The 14,463-nt window shown below is 55.1% G+C and carries 26 protein-coding genes; all 26 read left to right on the forward strand.

Annotated elements, in window-relative coordinates:
* Positions 1-6: 6 nt before the first annotated feature.
* The 26 genes from rplB (at position 7) to J4P41_RS05590 (ending at position 14,409) form a co-directional block, all read left to right on the forward strand.
* Positions 7-837 (forward strand): 50S ribosomal protein L2, encoded by an 831-nt coding sequence (rplB, locus tag J4P41_RS05465; protein WP_010502120.1) that lies wholly within the window; start codon positions 7-9, stop codon positions 835-837.
* Between the two features lie 16 nt (positions 838-853).
* Positions 854-1,132 carry a 30S ribosomal protein S19 gene (rpsS, locus tag J4P41_RS05470; protein ID WP_007282725.1) on the forward strand — a complete coding sequence of 93 codons (279 nt, stop codon included), beginning with the start codon at positions 854-856 and terminating at the stop codon, positions 1,130-1,132.
* A gap of 2 nt (positions 1,133-1,134) precedes the next feature.
* The gene (rplV, locus tag J4P41_RS05475) at positions 1,135-1,542 is read left to right on the forward strand and encodes a 50S ribosomal protein L22 (RefSeq protein WP_010502117.1); all 408 of its coding nucleotides are present in this window, start codon (positions 1,135-1,137) and stop codon (positions 1,540-1,542) included.
* Positions 1,543-1,545: 3 nt separating this feature from the next.
* Positions 1,546-2,223: a 30S ribosomal protein S3 gene (gene rpsC / locus J4P41_RS05480; protein WP_007282727.1), complete on the forward strand. Its 678-nt coding sequence runs from the start codon at positions 1,546-1,548 to the stop codon at positions 2,221-2,223.
* A gap of 55 nt (positions 2,224-2,278) precedes the next feature.
* Complete coding sequence (rplP, locus tag J4P41_RS05485; protein ID WP_007282728.1) at positions 2,279-2,695, forward strand: 50S ribosomal protein L16; 417 nt, start codon at positions 2,279-2,281, stop codon at positions 2,693-2,695.
* A gap of 1 nt (position 2,696) precedes the next feature.
* Positions 2,697-2,930 carry a 50S ribosomal protein L29 gene (gene rpmC, locus J4P41_RS05490; RefSeq protein WP_010502114.1) on the forward strand — a complete coding sequence of 78 codons (234 nt, stop codon included), beginning with the start codon at positions 2,697-2,699 and terminating at the stop codon, positions 2,928-2,930.
* Positions 2,931-2,943: 13 nt separating this feature from the next.
* Positions 2,944-3,216, forward strand: coding sequence for a 30S ribosomal protein S17 (gene rpsQ, locus J4P41_RS05495; protein ID WP_010502113.1), 273 nt, complete (start codon positions 2,944-2,946; stop codon positions 3,214-3,216).
* A 12-nt stretch (positions 3,217-3,228) separates the two neighbouring features.
* Positions 3,229-3,597: a 50S ribosomal protein L14 gene (gene rplN, locus J4P41_RS05500; RefSeq protein ID WP_007282731.1), complete on the forward strand. Its 369-nt coding sequence runs from the start codon at positions 3,229-3,231 to the stop codon at positions 3,595-3,597.
* Positions 3,597-3,917, forward strand: coding sequence for a 50S ribosomal protein L24 (gene rplX / locus J4P41_RS05505; RefSeq protein WP_007282732.1), 321 nt, complete (start codon positions 3,597-3,599; stop codon positions 3,915-3,917). Before rplN ends, rplX begins: the two co-directional genes overlap by 1 nt.
* Positions 3,918-3,928: 11 nt before the next feature.
* Positions 3,929-4,492 (forward strand): 50S ribosomal protein L5, encoded by a 564-nt coding sequence (gene rplE / locus J4P41_RS05510; RefSeq protein ID WP_023943122.1) that lies wholly within the window; start codon positions 3,929-3,931, stop codon positions 4,490-4,492.
* A gap of 133 nt (positions 4,493-4,625) precedes the next feature.
* Positions 4,626-4,931 (forward strand): 30S ribosomal protein S14, encoded by a 306-nt coding sequence (gene rpsN / locus J4P41_RS05515; RefSeq protein WP_007282734.1) that lies wholly within the window; start codon positions 4,626-4,628, stop codon positions 4,929-4,931.
* Between the two features lie 12 nt (positions 4,932-4,943).
* Positions 4,944-5,342, forward strand: a complete 399-nt coding sequence (gene rpsH, locus J4P41_RS05520) for a 30S ribosomal protein S8 (RefSeq protein ID WP_010502111.1) — start codon at positions 4,944-4,946, stop codon at positions 5,340-5,342.
* 10 nt (positions 5,343-5,352) lie between these two features.
* The gene (gene rplF / locus J4P41_RS05525; RefSeq protein WP_010502110.1) at positions 5,353-5,889 is read left to right on the forward strand and encodes a 50S ribosomal protein L6; all 537 of its coding nucleotides are present in this window, start codon (positions 5,353-5,355) and stop codon (positions 5,887-5,889) included.
* Positions 5,889-6,251, forward strand: a complete 363-nt coding sequence (rplR, locus tag J4P41_RS05530) for a 50S ribosomal protein L18 (protein WP_010502109.1) — start codon at positions 5,889-5,891, stop codon at positions 6,249-6,251. Before rplF ends, rplR begins: the two co-directional genes overlap by 1 nt.
* Positions 6,252-6,263: 12 nt before the next feature.
* Complete coding sequence (gene rpsE / locus J4P41_RS05535; RefSeq protein ID WP_007282738.1) at positions 6,264-6,836, forward strand: 30S ribosomal protein S5; 573 nt, start codon at positions 6,264-6,266, stop codon at positions 6,834-6,836.
* Positions 6,829-7,017: a 50S ribosomal protein L30 gene (rpmD, locus tag J4P41_RS05540; RefSeq protein ID WP_007282739.1), complete on the forward strand. Its 189-nt coding sequence runs from the start codon at positions 6,829-6,831 to the stop codon at positions 7,015-7,017. The genes rpsE and rpmD overlap by 8 nt, the downstream gene beginning before the upstream one ends.
* A 1-nt stretch (position 7,018) precedes the next feature.
* On the forward strand, positions 7,019-7,504 hold the full coding sequence (gene rplO, locus J4P41_RS05545) for a 50S ribosomal protein L15 (RefSeq protein ID WP_211568487.1): 486 nt from the start codon (positions 7,019-7,021) through the stop codon (positions 7,502-7,504).
* A 96-nt stretch (positions 7,505-7,600) separates the two neighbouring features.
* Positions 7,601-8,974 carry a preprotein translocase subunit SecY gene (gene secY, locus J4P41_RS05550; protein ID WP_023943117.1) on the forward strand — a complete coding sequence of 458 codons (1,374 nt, stop codon included), beginning with the start codon at positions 7,601-7,603 and terminating at the stop codon, positions 8,972-8,974.
* Entirely contained in the window at positions 8,971-9,552 is a 582-nt protein-coding gene (locus J4P41_RS05555; protein ID WP_426066362.1) for an adenylate kinase, read from the forward strand. The genes secY and J4P41_RS05555 overlap by 4 nt, the downstream gene beginning before the upstream one ends.
* 218 nt (positions 9,553-9,770) lie before the next feature.
* Positions 9,771-10,148, forward strand: a complete 378-nt coding sequence (gene rpsM / locus J4P41_RS05560) for a 30S ribosomal protein S13 (RefSeq protein ID WP_010502104.1) — start codon at positions 9,771-9,773, stop codon at positions 10,146-10,148.
* 58 nt (positions 10,149-10,206) lie between these two features.
* The gene (gene rpsK, locus J4P41_RS05565) at positions 10,207-10,599 is read left to right on the forward strand and encodes a 30S ribosomal protein S11 (RefSeq protein ID WP_007282744.1); all 393 of its coding nucleotides are present in this window, start codon (positions 10,207-10,209) and stop codon (positions 10,597-10,599) included.
* A gap of 128 nt (positions 10,600-10,727) precedes the next feature.
* Positions 10,728-11,747 (forward strand): DNA-directed RNA polymerase subunit alpha, encoded by a 1,020-nt coding sequence (locus J4P41_RS05570; protein ID WP_023943111.1) that lies wholly within the window; start codon positions 10,728-10,730, stop codon positions 11,745-11,747.
* Positions 11,748-11,774: 27 nt separating this feature from the next.
* Positions 11,775-12,194, forward strand: coding sequence for a 50S ribosomal protein L17 (rplQ, locus tag J4P41_RS05575; protein ID WP_010502096.1), 420 nt, complete (start codon positions 11,775-11,777; stop codon positions 12,192-12,194).
* A gap of 331 nt (positions 12,195-12,525) precedes the next feature.
* Positions 12,526-13,842 (forward strand): RbtT/DalT/CsbX family MFS transporter, encoded by a 1,317-nt coding sequence (locus tag J4P41_RS05580; RefSeq protein WP_034880492.1) that lies wholly within the window; start codon positions 12,526-12,528, stop codon positions 13,840-13,842.
* 110 nt (positions 13,843-13,952) lie between these two features.
* Complete coding sequence (locus J4P41_RS05585; RefSeq protein WP_034880489.1) at positions 13,953-14,186, forward strand: hypothetical protein; 234 nt, start codon at positions 13,953-13,955, stop codon at positions 14,184-14,186.
* A 52-nt stretch (positions 14,187-14,238) separates the two neighbouring features.
* On the forward strand, positions 14,239-14,409 hold the full coding sequence (locus J4P41_RS05590; protein WP_007282750.1) for a DUF1328 domain-containing protein: 171 nt from the start codon (positions 14,239-14,241) through the stop codon (positions 14,407-14,409).
* Positions 14,410-14,463: the final 54 nt, after the last annotated feature.

The following is a 14,463-nucleotide window of genomic DNA, read 5'->3' on the forward strand; positions in this document are numbered from 1 at the left end:
TCAACCATGGCACTAAAGCACTTTAATCCCACGACGCCGAGCACACGCGGCACCGTGCTGATTGATCGTAGCGAGCTCTGGAAGGGCAAGCCGGTCAAGCAGCTGACGGAAGGTAAGAACAAGTCTGGCGGCCGTAATAATCACGGTCGTACGACAGTTCGTTTCCGTGGAGGCGGGCACAAGCAGTCCTATCGTTATGTCGATTTCAAGCGTCGCAAGTTTGATGTTGGTGCAACGGTCGAGCGTCTTGAGTACGATCCGAACCGTACGGCTTTCATCGCACTGATCAAGTATGATGACGGCGAGCTGGCCTACATCCTGGCTCCGCAGCGTATCAAGGCTGGTGACCGCGTTATCTCTGGTGCGCACACTGACGTGAAGCCAGGCAATGCGATGTCCCTCGGTGCGATGCCGGTCGGTACGATCGTGCACAACATTGAGCTGAAGCCTGGCGCTGGTGGCAAGCTGGCCCGTTCTGCTGGAACGTATGCACAGCTGGTCGGTAAAGATGCCGGTTACGCTCAGATCAAGCTGCAGTCCGGTGAACTGCGTCTTGTCCGTGGGGAATGCATGGCAACGGTTGGTGCTGTCTCTAATCCAGACAACATGAACCAGCACATGGGTAAGGCTGGACGTTCCCGCTGGCTCGGACGTCGTCCGCACAACCGTGGTGTTGTCATGAACCCGGTCGATCACCCGCATGGTGGTGGTGAAGGTCGTACCTCTGGTGGCCGTCATCCGGTTACGCCGTGGGGCGTTCCGACGAAGGGTTACAAGACGCGTGTTAACAAGAAGACGGATAGCCTGATCATCCGTCGCCGTAAGTCCGGCAAGTAAGAGGGGGCAAACAGAGATGGCACGTTCCGTCTGGAAGGGCCCGTTCGTTGACGGGTATCTGTTCGGCAAGGCAGAAGCAGCTCGTGCTTCTGGTCGTAATGAAGTGATCAAGATCTGGTCGCGTCGTTCCACGATCCTGCCGCAGTTCGTCGGGCTTACGTTCGGCGTTTATAATGGTCACAAGTTCCTGCCTGTGCAGGTCACGGAGAACATGGTCGGTCATAAGTTCGGTGAATTCTCACCGACACGGACCTACACCGGTCATGGCTCTGACAAGAAGTCGAAGCGGGGCTGAAAATGAGCAAGCCGAAGCACATCCGCACGCTCGCTGATACGGAAGCGCAGGCAATCACGCGCAATATCCGTGTTAGCCCGCGTAAGCTGAACCTGGTTGCGGCCATGATCCGTAACCAGCCAGCTGACAAGGCTATTGCCGCTCTGACCTTCTCGCGTCGTCGTATCGCGCAGCAGGTCAAGAAGACTCTTGAGAGCGCCGTGGCCAACGCTGAGAACAATCATCAGCTGGACGTTGACCGTTTGGTTGTGAAGACAGCCGAAGTCGGCAAGTCCATTGTCATGAAGCGTTTTCACGCCCGTGGCCGTGGTCGCTCGGCTCGTGTTGAGAAGTTCTTCAGCCACCTGAAGATTGTTGTTGCCGAAGCTGCAGAAGTCTCGGAAACGAACGAAGAGCAGAAGGCAGCTTGATCCATGGGACATAAGGTCAATCCAATCGGGCTTCGGCTCGGTGTAAACCGTACCTGGGACAGCCGCTGGTACGCAGGTGCAGATTATTCTCGTCTTCTTCATGAAGACCTGAAGCTTCGTGCATTCCTGCGTCGTAAGCTCTCGGGTGCCGGCGTTTCCCGCGTCGTTATTGAGCGTCCTGCCAAGAAGCCTCGCGTGACGATCTACGCTGCCCGTCCGGGCGTCGTGATCGGCAAAAAGGGTCAAGACATCGACGCACTGCGTAAGGAACTGAGCCGTATGGCGAAGACCGACGTAGCGCTGAACATCGTTGAGATCCGCAAGCCGGAAATTGATGCAACGCTAGTGGCTGAGAACATCGCTCAGCAGCTGGAACGTCGTGTTGCTTTCCGTCGCGCCATGAAGCGCGCAATCCAGTCTGCAATGCGTCTGGGCGCCCAAGGCATCCGTATTACTTGCAGCGGACGTCTGGGTGGGGCCGAAATCGCACGTGACGAGAAGTATCGTGAGGGACGTGTGCCGCTGCATACGCTTCGCGCTGATATCGACTATGGCACGGCGACGGCCAAGACGACTTATGGAACCTGCGGCGTGAAGGTCTGGATCTTCAAGGGTGAGATCCTGGCTCATGACCCCCTGGCACAGGACCGTCGTGCCGCGGAGCAGGCTCCGCAACGTTGAACTGTAGGCGTAAGCCTACAGCTCCATTGCTGGTGCTGATTGAGGATTTAACAACATGCTTTCCCCAAAGCGGACAAAGTTTCGTAAAGCCCATAAGGGCCGTATCCACGGCCTGGCAAAGAGCGGAACGCAGCTGAACTTCGGTGCATATGGTCTGAAGGCTCTTGAGCCAGAGCGGATCACAGCCCGTCAGATCGAAGCGTCCCGTCGTGCTATTACTCGTGCGATGAAGCGTGCCGGTCGCGTGTGGATTCGTATTTTTCCGGACCTTCCGGTCTCGACAAAGCCTGCAGAAGTGCGTATGGGCTCCGGCAAGGGTTCCCCAGAGTACTGGGCAGCTCGTGTCAAGCCAGGTCGTATCCTGTTCGAGATTGAAGGCGTTCCGCCGGAAGTCGCCCGCTTGGCACTGAGCTTGGGAGCTGCAAAGCTTCCGATCAAGACCAAGTTCGTTCAGCGTATCGGAGACGCGTAAGATGGCCGACACGTACAAGCCTGCAGATCTGCGCGCGAAGAGCGAGGACGAGCTGAATGCTCTGCTCATCGACCTGAAGCGTGAACAGATCAACCACCGTTTTGCGGCTGCCACGGGGCAGTCGGAAAACACCAGCCGCGTTAAGGTCGTGCGTCGTGCCGTCGCACGCATCAAGACGCTGGCTCACCAATCGAAGAACCGTGCGGGCGCCCAAACGTCCGCCGCAAAGTCCTGAGAGGAGACGGACGATGCCAAGGCGCGTCCTGACAGGGCGGGTAACGAGCGACAAGATGGACAAGACGGTTACCGTTCTTGTCGATCGTCGTATTATGCACCCGCTCTATAAGAAGTTTATCCGCCGCTCCAAGAAGTATGCGGCCCATGATGAAGCCAACGTCTGCCAGATTGGTGACCTGGTTCGCATTGAAGAATGCGCTCCGATCTCCAAGCGCAAGACTTGGTCTGTCGTCGCACGCAACGGAGAGGACATGGCTTCGGCTTCCTCTTCCGTCAGCGCATAAGGGGGTAGGCACATGATTCATCCCGAGACCAACCTTGACGTCGCCGACAATTCCGGTGCGCGTCGGGTGCAGTGCATCAAGGTGCTGGGCGGCTCCAAGCGGAAGACTGCCTCGGTCGGCGACATCATTGTCGTATCCGTAAAAGAAGCCATTCCCCGTGGTAAGGTGAAGAAAGGTGACGTCCATCAGGCCGTTATCGTTCGTACATCCTACCCGGTGCGTCGTGCAGACGGGTCTGCGATCCGTTTCGACAAGAATGCTGCTGTGCTTATCAACAAGCAGCAGGAGCCAATTGGCACGCGTATCTTTGGCCCGGTCGTTCGTGAACTGCGTGCTCGCAAGTTCATGAAGATCATCTCCCTGGCGCCGGAGGTCCTGTAATGGCTGCACGTATTAAAAAGGGCGATCAGGTCCTCGTTCTCTCCGGGAAGTCCCGGGGCGTTCGTGGCGAAGTTCTTGCTGTCATGCCAAAAGCCGAAAAGGCTGTTGTGCGTGGTGTGGCTGTCGCCAAGCGTCATACGAAGCCCAACCGTATGGGTGGAGAAGGTGGAATCATCGAGCGCGAAATGCCGATCCATCTTTCCAACCTGAAGCTGGTTGATCCCAAGAGTGGCAAGCCGACGCGTGTTGGTTTCCGTGTTCTTGAAGACGGTCGCAAGGTTCGTGTTGCCAAGGCAACCGGCGAAGTGATCGAAGGCTGAGGAACGCAAAAATGAGCGATAACAACACCGCTTTGCCGCGTATGCAGCAGCGTTACGAAGAGCTTCTTCGTAAGCAGCTTCAGGAACAGTTTGGCTACGCAAACCCGATGCAGGTTCCCAAGCTCGAGAAGATCGTGCTGAACATGGGTGTCGGTGAGGCTGCTGGCGATCAGAAGAAGCTGGATGCAGCTGTTGCTGAAATGGCAGCTATTTCAGGTCAGAAGCCTGTAAAGACGCTTGCTCGCAAAGCTATTGCCGGCTTCAAGATCCGTGAAGGTCTTCCGATCGGTTGTAAGGTTACTCTGCGTCGTCAGCGTATGTATGAGTTCCTTGACCGTCTCGTGACGATCGCTATGCCTCGCATTCGTGACTTCCGTGGCCTTCCGGCAAACAAAGGCTTTGATGGCCGCGGCAACTTTGCCATGGGTATCAAGGAGCAGATTGTTTTCCCGGAAATCGAATATGACAAGATCGATGCTGTTCGCGGCATGGACATCATTTTCGTGACCACTGCAAAGACCGATGCCGAAGCAAAGGCTCTGCTAAAGGCCTTCGATCTGCCATTCGCAGGTTGATCAGGTAGTTTTTCAGACCGATCGCGACTAAAATAAGGATTCGGCCTTCCATTGGGAGGCCGCTTTCCTTTATAGACACGCTGATTGGAAAACCGTCGGGATAGGCCTGACAGGTTCCGGGAGAAAATTCGAGATGGCGAAGATCTCAGCGGTTAACCGTAATAACCATCGCGCAGCTCTTGCGAAGCGCGACAAGGAAAAGCGGACCGCTCTTAAAAACATCATCAAGGATCGTTCCCTTTCGGTTGAAGACCGATTTGAAGCGACTCTTAAGCTGGCACAGATGCCACGTAACGGATCCGCAACGCGTGTTCGTCTTCGTTGCAAGCTGACCGGTCGTCCCCGTGCTAACTATCGTAAGTTCGAGCTGTGCCGTATCGCTCTGCGTGATCTTGCGTCTGCCGGCCAGATTCCTGGCATGGTCAAGTCGAGCTGGTAAGGGATAGATCGAATGTCGTTGTCTGATCCACTGGGTGATATGCTTACCCGGATCCGTAATGCTCAGCGTGCCCGTCATGCTGCATGCGTTGCGCCTGCTTCCAAGCTTCGCACGAACGTGCTTGAGGCTCTGAAGCGTGAAGGTTACATCCGTGGTTTCTCCACGGAAGAAGTCCGCAAGGGCGTATCCCAGCTCCGTATCGAGCTGAAGTACGTTGAAGGACAGCCGGTCATCAAGGAAATCCACAGGGTTTCCAAGCCTGGCCGTCGTGTCTATTCGAAGATCAAGGAACTTCCGCGCGTTTATGCCGGCCTTGGTGTGTCGATCCTGTCCACCCCGCGTGGCGTCCTTTCGGACGTCGAGGCCCGCGCTGCCAATGTTGGCGGCGAGGTTCTCTGCCGCGTCTTCTGAGGAGGGTCGCATGTCTCGCGTAGGTAAATATCCTGTAGAAGTTCCGGCAGGCGTTCAGGTTGCTGTTGTTGACGGTGTTTTCACCGCCAAAGGCAAGCTGGGTGAACTGAGCTTTCCGGTTTCCCGTCATGTGGACGTGACCATTGAAGCTAACTCTGTTGCAGTTGCTCCGGTTGGTCGTCGTTCCCGTGATAACTGGACGATGTGGGGAACAACCCGCGCTCTGATCGCTAACATGGTCAAGGGTGTGTCTGTTGGCTTCACCAAGGGGCTTGAAATTCAGGGTACGGGTTTCCGTGCTGCTGTTCAGGGCTCTAATCTGGTGATGAACCTCGGCTTCTCGCACGATGTCGTTTATCCCATCCCGGCCGGTATCAAGATCACAACGCCGCGCCCAACCGCTATTGTCGTTGAAGGTCACGACAAGCAGCGCGTTGGTCAGGTTGCTCTCGATATTCGCAGCTTCCGTAAGCCTGAGCCGTACAAGGGCAAGGGCGTTCGTTACGAGACGGAAGTTCTGCGTCGCAAGGAAGGTAAGAAGAAGTAATGGCATCGCAGCAAGGATTGCAGGAACGTCGCCGTCAGCGGCTGCGTTTCCAGCTTCGTCGCAAGAGCGGCGGCCGGCCGCGTTTGTCGGTCTTCCGTTCAAGCAAGCACATTCACGCCCAGATCATCGACGATGCACAGGGTCGTACGCTCGCCAGCGCTTCAACGCTGGAAAAAGAGCTTCGCGGCAGTGGCAACACCGGTGCCAACGTGGATGCAGCTTCAGTGATCGGCAAGCTGATCGCAGAACGTGGCTTGGCAGCTGGTGTAACAGCCGTCGTGTTCGATCGCGGCGCCTATGTCTATCATGGCCGGGTCAAGGCCCTGGCAGAGGCTGCCCGCGAGGGCGGGCTCTCGTTCTAAGGAGGATCACACATGGCACGTGAGCCAAGAGAAGGCGGCCGTGGTGGTCGTGAGCGCGAGCAGGGCGACGATCTGGTCGACAAGCTTGTAACCATCAACCGTGTTGCCAAGGTTGTTAAGGGTGGCCGTCGCTTTGCTTTTGCAGCGCTGGTTGTCGTTGGCGATCAGAAGGGACGCGTTGGTTACGGTGCAGGTAAGGCCCGTGAAGTTCCGGAAGCCATTCGTAAGGCAACCGAGCGTGCAAAGCGCACAATGATCCGCGTGCCGATGAAGGAAGGTCGTACCCTCCATCATGATACGTTCGGTCATTACGGCGCTGGTAAGGTTGTTGTCCGTGCGGCTGAAGCTGGTACGGGTATCATCGCTGGTGGTCCGATGCGTGCGGTTTTCGAGAGCCTGGGCGTTAACGACGTTGTCGCCAAGAGCCTCGGAACGCGTAACCCGCATAATATGATCAAGGCTACTTTTGCTGCCCTTGAAAAGGCAAGCAGCCCACGTAACGTCGCTTCGCGTCGTGGCAAGAAGGCTGCTGAGCTTTTTGGTAAGCGTGAGCAGGCCCAGACTGAGGAGGCTGCAAATGTCTGAAAACGGTAAGACCGTTCAGGTGACGCAGATCGCTTCTGTCATTGGTCGCAAACCGGGCCAGGCAGAGACCATTGTTGGTCTCGGTCTGCGCGGTATCGGTTCCACCCGTACGCTCGAAGATACTGCTGCCGTACGTGGAATGATCCGCAAGGTTGCCCACCTCATCAAGGTGGAGGGTTGAAATGAACCTTAACGAACTCCGCGATAACGAGGGTTCTCGTTATCGCAAGAAGCGTCTTGGACGTGGCATCGGTTCCGGCAAGGGTAAGACCTCCGGACGTGGTGTTAAGGGTCAGAAGGCTCGTGAGGGTGTTTCTCTCAATGGCTTCGAAGGTGGTCAGCTCCCGCTGTATCGCCGTATGCCCAAGCGTGGCTTCGTGAACATCTTCCGCAAGGAATATGCTCCGGTGAACCTTGGCGCTATTTCGAAGGCTATCGAGGCAGGTAAGCTGGATAAGGCTGCTCCTGTTACGGAAGCTACTCTGCGCGCTGCAGGTCTTGTCAACGGCAAGACCCATGGTGTTCGCCTTCTTGCGAAGGGTGAACTTACGCATGGTCTGACCATTGAAGTTGACGGCGCTTCCGCAGCAGCTCTTGCTGCTGTTGAGAAGGCTGGCGGCTCCGTGAAGGTGCTTGCACCGAAGAAGGAAGTTCAGGCTGAGGCCTGAGTTCTCCTCTCCCGGATTTGTCCGGGGTATGGTTAGATAGTGAACAGCGTCCCGTGCAGATGTGCGGCGACGCTGTTTTCATGAAAGGACAGGTGGATGGCTTCCGCAGCAGAGCAGCTCGCCGCCAATCTCAATATGAGTTCCTTTGCTAAGGCGACTGAACTCAAGAAGCGTATCTGGTTTACGCTTCTGGCTCTCATCGTTTACCGACTGGGAACATACATTCCTGTTCCTGGTGTTGATGCAACGGTGATGGGTCAGCTGCTGGCACAGCATCAGGGTGGCATTCTGGGCATGTTTGACATGTTCACGGGTGGCGCTCTCGGACGCATGACTGTGTTCGCCCTGAACATCATGCCTTACATCAGTGCCTCCATCATTATTCAGCTTCTCTCGACGGCTTTGCCTTCGATGGAAGCCATGAAGAAGGAAGGTGAGGCCGGTCGTAAGAAGCTTAACCAGTATACGCGTTATCTCACGGTTTTCATTGCGCTGTTCCAAGCCTATGGCATCGCCGTCGGACTGGAAAACATGACGTCTCACGGCGCTAGCGCTGTGGTTATGCCTGGGATGTTCTTTATCGCCTCCTGTGTTGTTACGCTGGTAGGCGGGACGATGTTCCTGATGTGGCTCGGTGAGCAGATCACGTCTCGTGGGGTTGGTAACGGGATTTCGTTGATCATTTTCGCAGGTATTGTTGCAAACTTGCCGCACGCTCTGGCCAGCCTTTTTGAGCTAGGCCGAACGGGTGCGCTGTCACCAATCTTTGTTATGATTTTCCTGGTGCTCGCGATTGCGACCATAGCGTTCATCGTGTTCATGGAACAGGCACAGCGTCGGGTGGTGATTCAGTATCCCAAACGTCAGATCGGTAATCGCATGTTTGGTGGAGATTCCACACACATGCCGCTGAAGGTGAACACTGCAGGCGTCATTCCTCCGATCTTTGCTTCTTCAGTACTGTTGATTCCTGTAACAATTTCAGGATTTATGAACGGCCATAACATGCCGGGCTGGCTTTCTGTTCTCGGGCAGCAGCTTGGGCAGGGACAGCCGCTTTACATGCTGTTCTACGCAGCAATGATTCTGTTTTTCTCGTATTTTTATGCCGCTGTGACGTTCAATCCTGAAGAAACGGCCGAAAATCTGCGCAAACAGGGTGGTTTCATTCCCGGTATCCGTCCTGGGGCAAGTACTGCATCCTATTTCGATCGCATTCTGTCCCGATTGACGACTATCGGCGCACTTTACCTCGTCGTTGTCTGCCTTTTGCCGCAGATTCTGATCAGCAAGTATAACGTGCCATTTTATTTCGGTGGGACAAGCTTGATCATTATCGTGTCGGTTACGATTGATACGGTGACACAGGTCCAGTCCCATCTGGTAGCACATCAGTATCAGGGATTGATCCGTAAGCAGCGCAGTCGTGGATCTAGAAGTTCTGGTCCAGGGGGAAACAAGCGTCGATGAATATCATTCTTCTAGGCCCTCCTGGTGCAGGGAAGGGAACTCAAGCGAAGCGTCTGGAGCAGCTATACGGTCTGAAGCAAATCTCTACTGGAGATATGCTTCGTGCTGAAGTTGCTGCGGAAACGCCGATTGGGCAGGAAGCAAAAGCGATTATGGCGCGGGGAGAGTTTCTTCCCGACCCGATTATGGTCAAGATGATCCAAGGTCGTATTGCACAGCCGGATTGCTCACAAGGCTTCATTCTGGATGGGTTTCCGCGCACTGAAAGCCAGGCAGAAGCACTTGATGCCATGCTTGGTACGGATGGGCTGAAAATTGACGCCGTCATTCTTTTGGATGTTGCTGAGGACCAGTTAGTAGAGCGGATCGCTTCCCGGACTGCTGAGGACGGTACGCGCCGCCCGGATGATAATCCGGACGTTGTTCGATCAAGGCTTGATATTTATCGTCGTCAGACTGCTCCGATCCTTCCATATTATGAGAAGGCTGGACGTCTAAAGCGTGTGGATGGGATGTTGGGTGTCGATGAAGTTGGTGCTGAAATCGATGCGATCCTCGGAAAAACGAAGAAAAATTGATTGAATAACCAATGATCACGCAAAAGTGATCATTCTGATTTGACTCAAGGGGGGTGCCCGGTATATTGCGCGCCCTCGACATATCTGCAGCGTGAGTGCGGCCTGGGTTCCGGAATCGGACTGGGACTGACGTCAGCTGCGATGCAATCGATCCGGTTTCGGCCGGGCATGAAACAGGCTGACGCGGCCTTGAAGGCTGCGTCGATGGGAGAATTGGCGTGGCACGTATTGCCGGCGTAAACATTCCGACCAACAAGCGGGTGGTCATCGCCCTGCGCTATGTCTACGGCATTGGCCCGTCGACGGCACAGGCAATCTGCAGCAAGCTCGGAATCCCCGATGCGAAGCGCGTAAACGAACTGTCTGACGACGAGATCGTAAAGGTCCGTGAACTGATCGATGGCGAATATCGCGTCGAAGGTGATCTGCGTCGTGAGACAGCCATGAACATCAAGCGTCTGATGGATCTGGGCTGCTACCGCGGTCTGCGTCATCGTCGCGGTCTTCCGGTCCGCGGTCAGCGTACGCACACGAATGCCCGTACCCGTAAGGGTAAGGCTGTTGCGATTGCTGGCAAGAAGAAGGTCACGCGCTAATTCGCGCCTGACAGCTTCACTCTGACGCTTTTCGCTAACTTTTAGGACGACCTCTATTATGGCCAAGGCCGCAGCACCGCGCATTCGCAAGAAAGAGCGCAAGAATATCATCTCTGGCGTTGCTCACGTGCTTTCCACGTTCAACAACACCATGATCACGATCTCCGACGCGCAGGGTAATGCAATTGCATGGTCCTCCTCGGGCGCACAGGGCTTCAAGGGCTCGCGTAAGTCCACTCCGTATGCTGCTCAGGTTGCAGCTGAAGACGCAGGCCGCAAGGCTCGCGAACACGGTATGGAAACGCTTGAGATCGAAGTGTCTGGTCCGGGTTCGGGGCGTGAAAGTGCTCTTCGTGCGCTGCAGGCTGTCGGCTTCACCATTACGTCCATCCGTGACATGACGCCTGTGCCGCACAACGGCTGCCGTCCGCGGAAGCGTCGTCGCGTCTGAGTGATGCAGTGCCACTTACCCGGTGGGTATGTGGCACTTGTAGTGATTGCATCTTCTACCGCACGATCCGTGCGGGCCAGGTGCCGCCAATTTTGTTGGCGGGCTTCGTTGTTTGAAAGGCCACGACCTTGGTTCTCCAGAAAAACTGGCAGTCCCTCATCAAGCCGGAGAAGCTTGAAGTCGAGCCCGGCCCGGTTGCCTCACGCGTCGCCACCGTCGTGGCGGAGCCGCTGGAGCGCGGTTTCGGTATGACGCTCGGCAATGCGCTGCGTCGTATTCTTCTGTCTTCCCTTCAGGGCGCAGCAGTTACCGCCATCCAGATTGATGGTGTTCTGCACGAGTTCTCTGCAGTCCCAGGTGTGCGCGAAGACGTGACGGACATCGTCCTGAACGTTAAGCAGCTCGCACTTCGTATGCATGGTGAAGGCCCGAAGCGCATGATTCTCACGGCAACTGGTCCGGGAGAAGTGACGGCTGGGCAGATTCAGGCTGGTCATGACATTGAGATCATGAATCCTGACCTTGTAATCTGCACTCTTGATGATGGTGTGAAGCTCGGAATGGAGTTCACCGTCAACATGGGCAAAGGTTATGTTGCAGCCGCTGCAAATCGTCCGGAAGACGCACCGATCGGTATGATCCCGATTGATGCCATCTACTCGCCGGTTCGTCGCGTGTCTTACAAGGTCGAGCAGACCCGTGTTGGTCAGGTCACTGACTATGACAAGCTGCTGCTGACGGTGGAAACGAATGGTGCTGTAACGCCAGAAGATAGTCTGGCTCTTGCTGCGCGTATTCTTCAGGATCAGCTTCAGCTGTTCATTAACTTTGATGAGCCGCGCCCGGTCCAGCATGAAGAGCCGCAGGATGACCTGCCGTTCAACCGTAATCTTCTTCGCAAGGTTGACGAGCTTGAGCTTTCGGTGCGTAGCGCCAACTGTCTCAAGAACGACAACATTGTTTATATCGGCGATCTGGTGCAGAAGTCCGAACAGGAAATGCTCCGTACGCCGAACTTCGGGCGTAAGTCGCTCAACGAGATCAAGGAAGTTCTCACCGGTATGGGGCTGTCGCTCGGCATGAGCGTCCCGGCCTGGCCGCCCGAGAACATCGAGGATCTGGCCAAGCGTCTCGACGAGACGTTCTGAGAACTTCTAAGGTAAGGAAAACTAGCAATGCGTCATGGTGTGAGTGGGCGTAAGCTCAATGTCACCTCTTCTCACCGCGCTGCCATGTTCCGCAACATGGCTGTCGCACTCATCAAGCACGAGCAGATCACGACGACGCTGCCGAAGGCAAAGGAACTTCGCCCGGTTGTTGAAAAGCTGATCACACTCGGCAAGCGCGGTAACCTGCACGCTCGTCGTCAGGCTTTCGCTCAGCTGCGTGATGAGGCTGTTGTCAGCAAGCTCTTCAGCACCGTTGCTGAGCGTTATAAGGCACGCGCTGGCGGTTATTCCCGCGTGCTGAAGGCTGGCGTTCGTTACGGCGACAACGCTGACATGGCTGTCATCGAACTCGTTGAACGCGATGTCGATGCCAAGGGTCAGGACAGCGGTCCGAAGCCAGTTGCAGAAGAGCAGGAAGCCGCCTGAGGCTTTGTTCTTCGGAAACAGGAAAAGGCCGGTGCAGCAATGCACCGGCCTTTTTTTTATTCTAAGGTTCACAACTCTGTGCCGAGTGTGTAGTTTTGCCACATCTCTTGCAGGACGATTCACGTCCGGTTTTTTGACCGGCTGTTTTTCTCTCGCCCTTTAGGGCGGGAAAAGTGCTTTTTCTGAGTGTCGGCAAGTCGCTGTCCTCGCTGTCCTGCATCATTTTGAGAAACGGGTCCGAGCACTCTCGTAGGGCCCGCAACGACGCATCCTATATCTGTTTCGGCAATGAGGTCGAAGCAGGTTCGTGACGCGCCTACGCCTGGAGAGCATGAACATGTCCGAAACAGCCGCACCAAAACGCGGGCTAGCGGAAATTCTTGGCATCCCACGCGCCCTTTTCTGGGCTTTTGTTGGTCAGCTTCTATTCATGGTCGGGGACGGTGTTGAAGCCGGTTATCTTGACACTTACATGCTGCATCACGGTCATTCCCAAGGCTTCGTCAACGAACTCTTCACTTTCTACGGCATCACGGTCATGATTGCGGCGTGGTTTTCAGGCCCGCTGTCTGATCTGATGGGACCGAAGAAAGTTATGTGGCTGGGTCTGATTCTGTGGGCCATTCTGGAAGTCGGTTTTCTGACGTTCGGTCTGGGTCCAAACAATGGCCCGATGATCCTTCTTTTCTATACGTTGCGTGGGTTTGCCTATCCGCTATTCGCGTATGGTTTTCTGGTTTGGATCGCGGCTGCCACGCCTGCGGCCATGCTGGGATCGGCTGCGGGTTGGTTCTGGTTTTCGTTTTCTGCAGGTCTCCCAACGTTGGGATCGCAGTTCGCTCGTTACACCATTCCTCAAATTGGTGAGCTCAAGACATTCTGGTGTTCGTTGGGGCTGGTCATTATTGGTGGCCTGGTAGCGCTCCTGTTTACACATGAGCCAACGGGGAAAAAGCGTCTGCTGCCGGATCATATTCCGACAAAAGACATTTTTTTCGGTTCTCTCAGCATCATGTGGCGTGAGCCGAAGACGACGATTGCGGGTATTGTTCGCATCATTGATACCTCGTCTGAATATGCTTTTCTTGCCATCATGCCAGCGTTCTTCGTGGATCAGCTACACTTCACGCTTGAACAATGGCTGAACCTGCTCTCGTTGATCTTCCTGAGCAACATTCTGTTTAACCTCGTGTCTGGTATGGTTGCCGACACCTTGGGACACCGGTTTGTTGTCTCGGTTTTCGGTGGCATTGGTGGCTTCGTTGCCATTCCTCTGTTCTATTATGTTCCGCTCTGGTTCCCGGGGAATTTCTGGGCTGTTGCTGCTGCAGGTATTTTCTACGGAGCAACAGTTGCTGCGTTTGTCCCGCTTTCTGGCCTCATGCCGCAGATTTGTCCTCGTGAAAAAGCCGCTGCGCTTTCCATTCTGGGTCTGGGTGCGGGCGCGTCAACATGGGTCGGTCCTGCTATCGTCTCCCTGTGTGGGGCGATCTTTGGTCCTGGCATGAGCTATGTGATCTGGACATTCGCCGTGATCTATCTTGCTTCAGCTGCTATGACCTTGGCTCTCAAGATTTCTCCTGAGGCACGACGGTATACAGAAGAAGCGACGGCGCGTGGTGAGGCTACGACTGCTGTCGGCCACTGAGGCCATCAACATCAGATTGTTGCTCGATCGTCAAAGAGTGGGGGCAGTTCGTTTTCGAACTGCCCCCGTTTTTGTATGTATTGGATACGTCGATTATGGAGTGCAACATTATGGATGCAGATCTCGCATCATATCTGGACGAAACGGTTTCTTCTTTGCAGGACGGTGCTGATCGTCTCGTAGATTGTGACAGCATGAAGAAAAAAACGTGCACATTTCTAAAAGAGAGCCGTGCTCTTATGGCAGATTTGATGGCGGATCAGCCGTTTTTCTTGCTTTCGGCCGCATTCGCCAGTGGGTTGCTCTTGGGGCGAGCCGTTTTTTCGGGAAAGAAACCTTCCTGAGGCATAGGACGTTACGACATGACCACGACCTGTTATTCAAGGATCATGTTCCATGCTGCACTATGCTATCGTTTTCTTCATCATTTCCATCATTGCCGGCGTATTCGGCTTTTCGGGAATTTCCGCAGCAACAGCAGGTATTGCGAAGCTGTTTTTCATCATCTTCCTGGTTCTGGCTGTTCTGGCCATTCTTGCAGGTGTTGCTGGCCTCCATGCTCTCTAAGGGCATGTGTCAGTGCCCTAGGCGGGTATAAAAAAGGGCGGGTACCGGAAGGTC

Origin of the sequence: Gluconobacter sp. NFX36, from assembly GCF_049887835.1 — a bacterium.
Classification (GTDB): domain Bacteria; phylum Pseudomonadota; class Alphaproteobacteria; order Acetobacterales; family Acetobacteraceae; genus Gluconobacter; species Gluconobacter japonicus_A.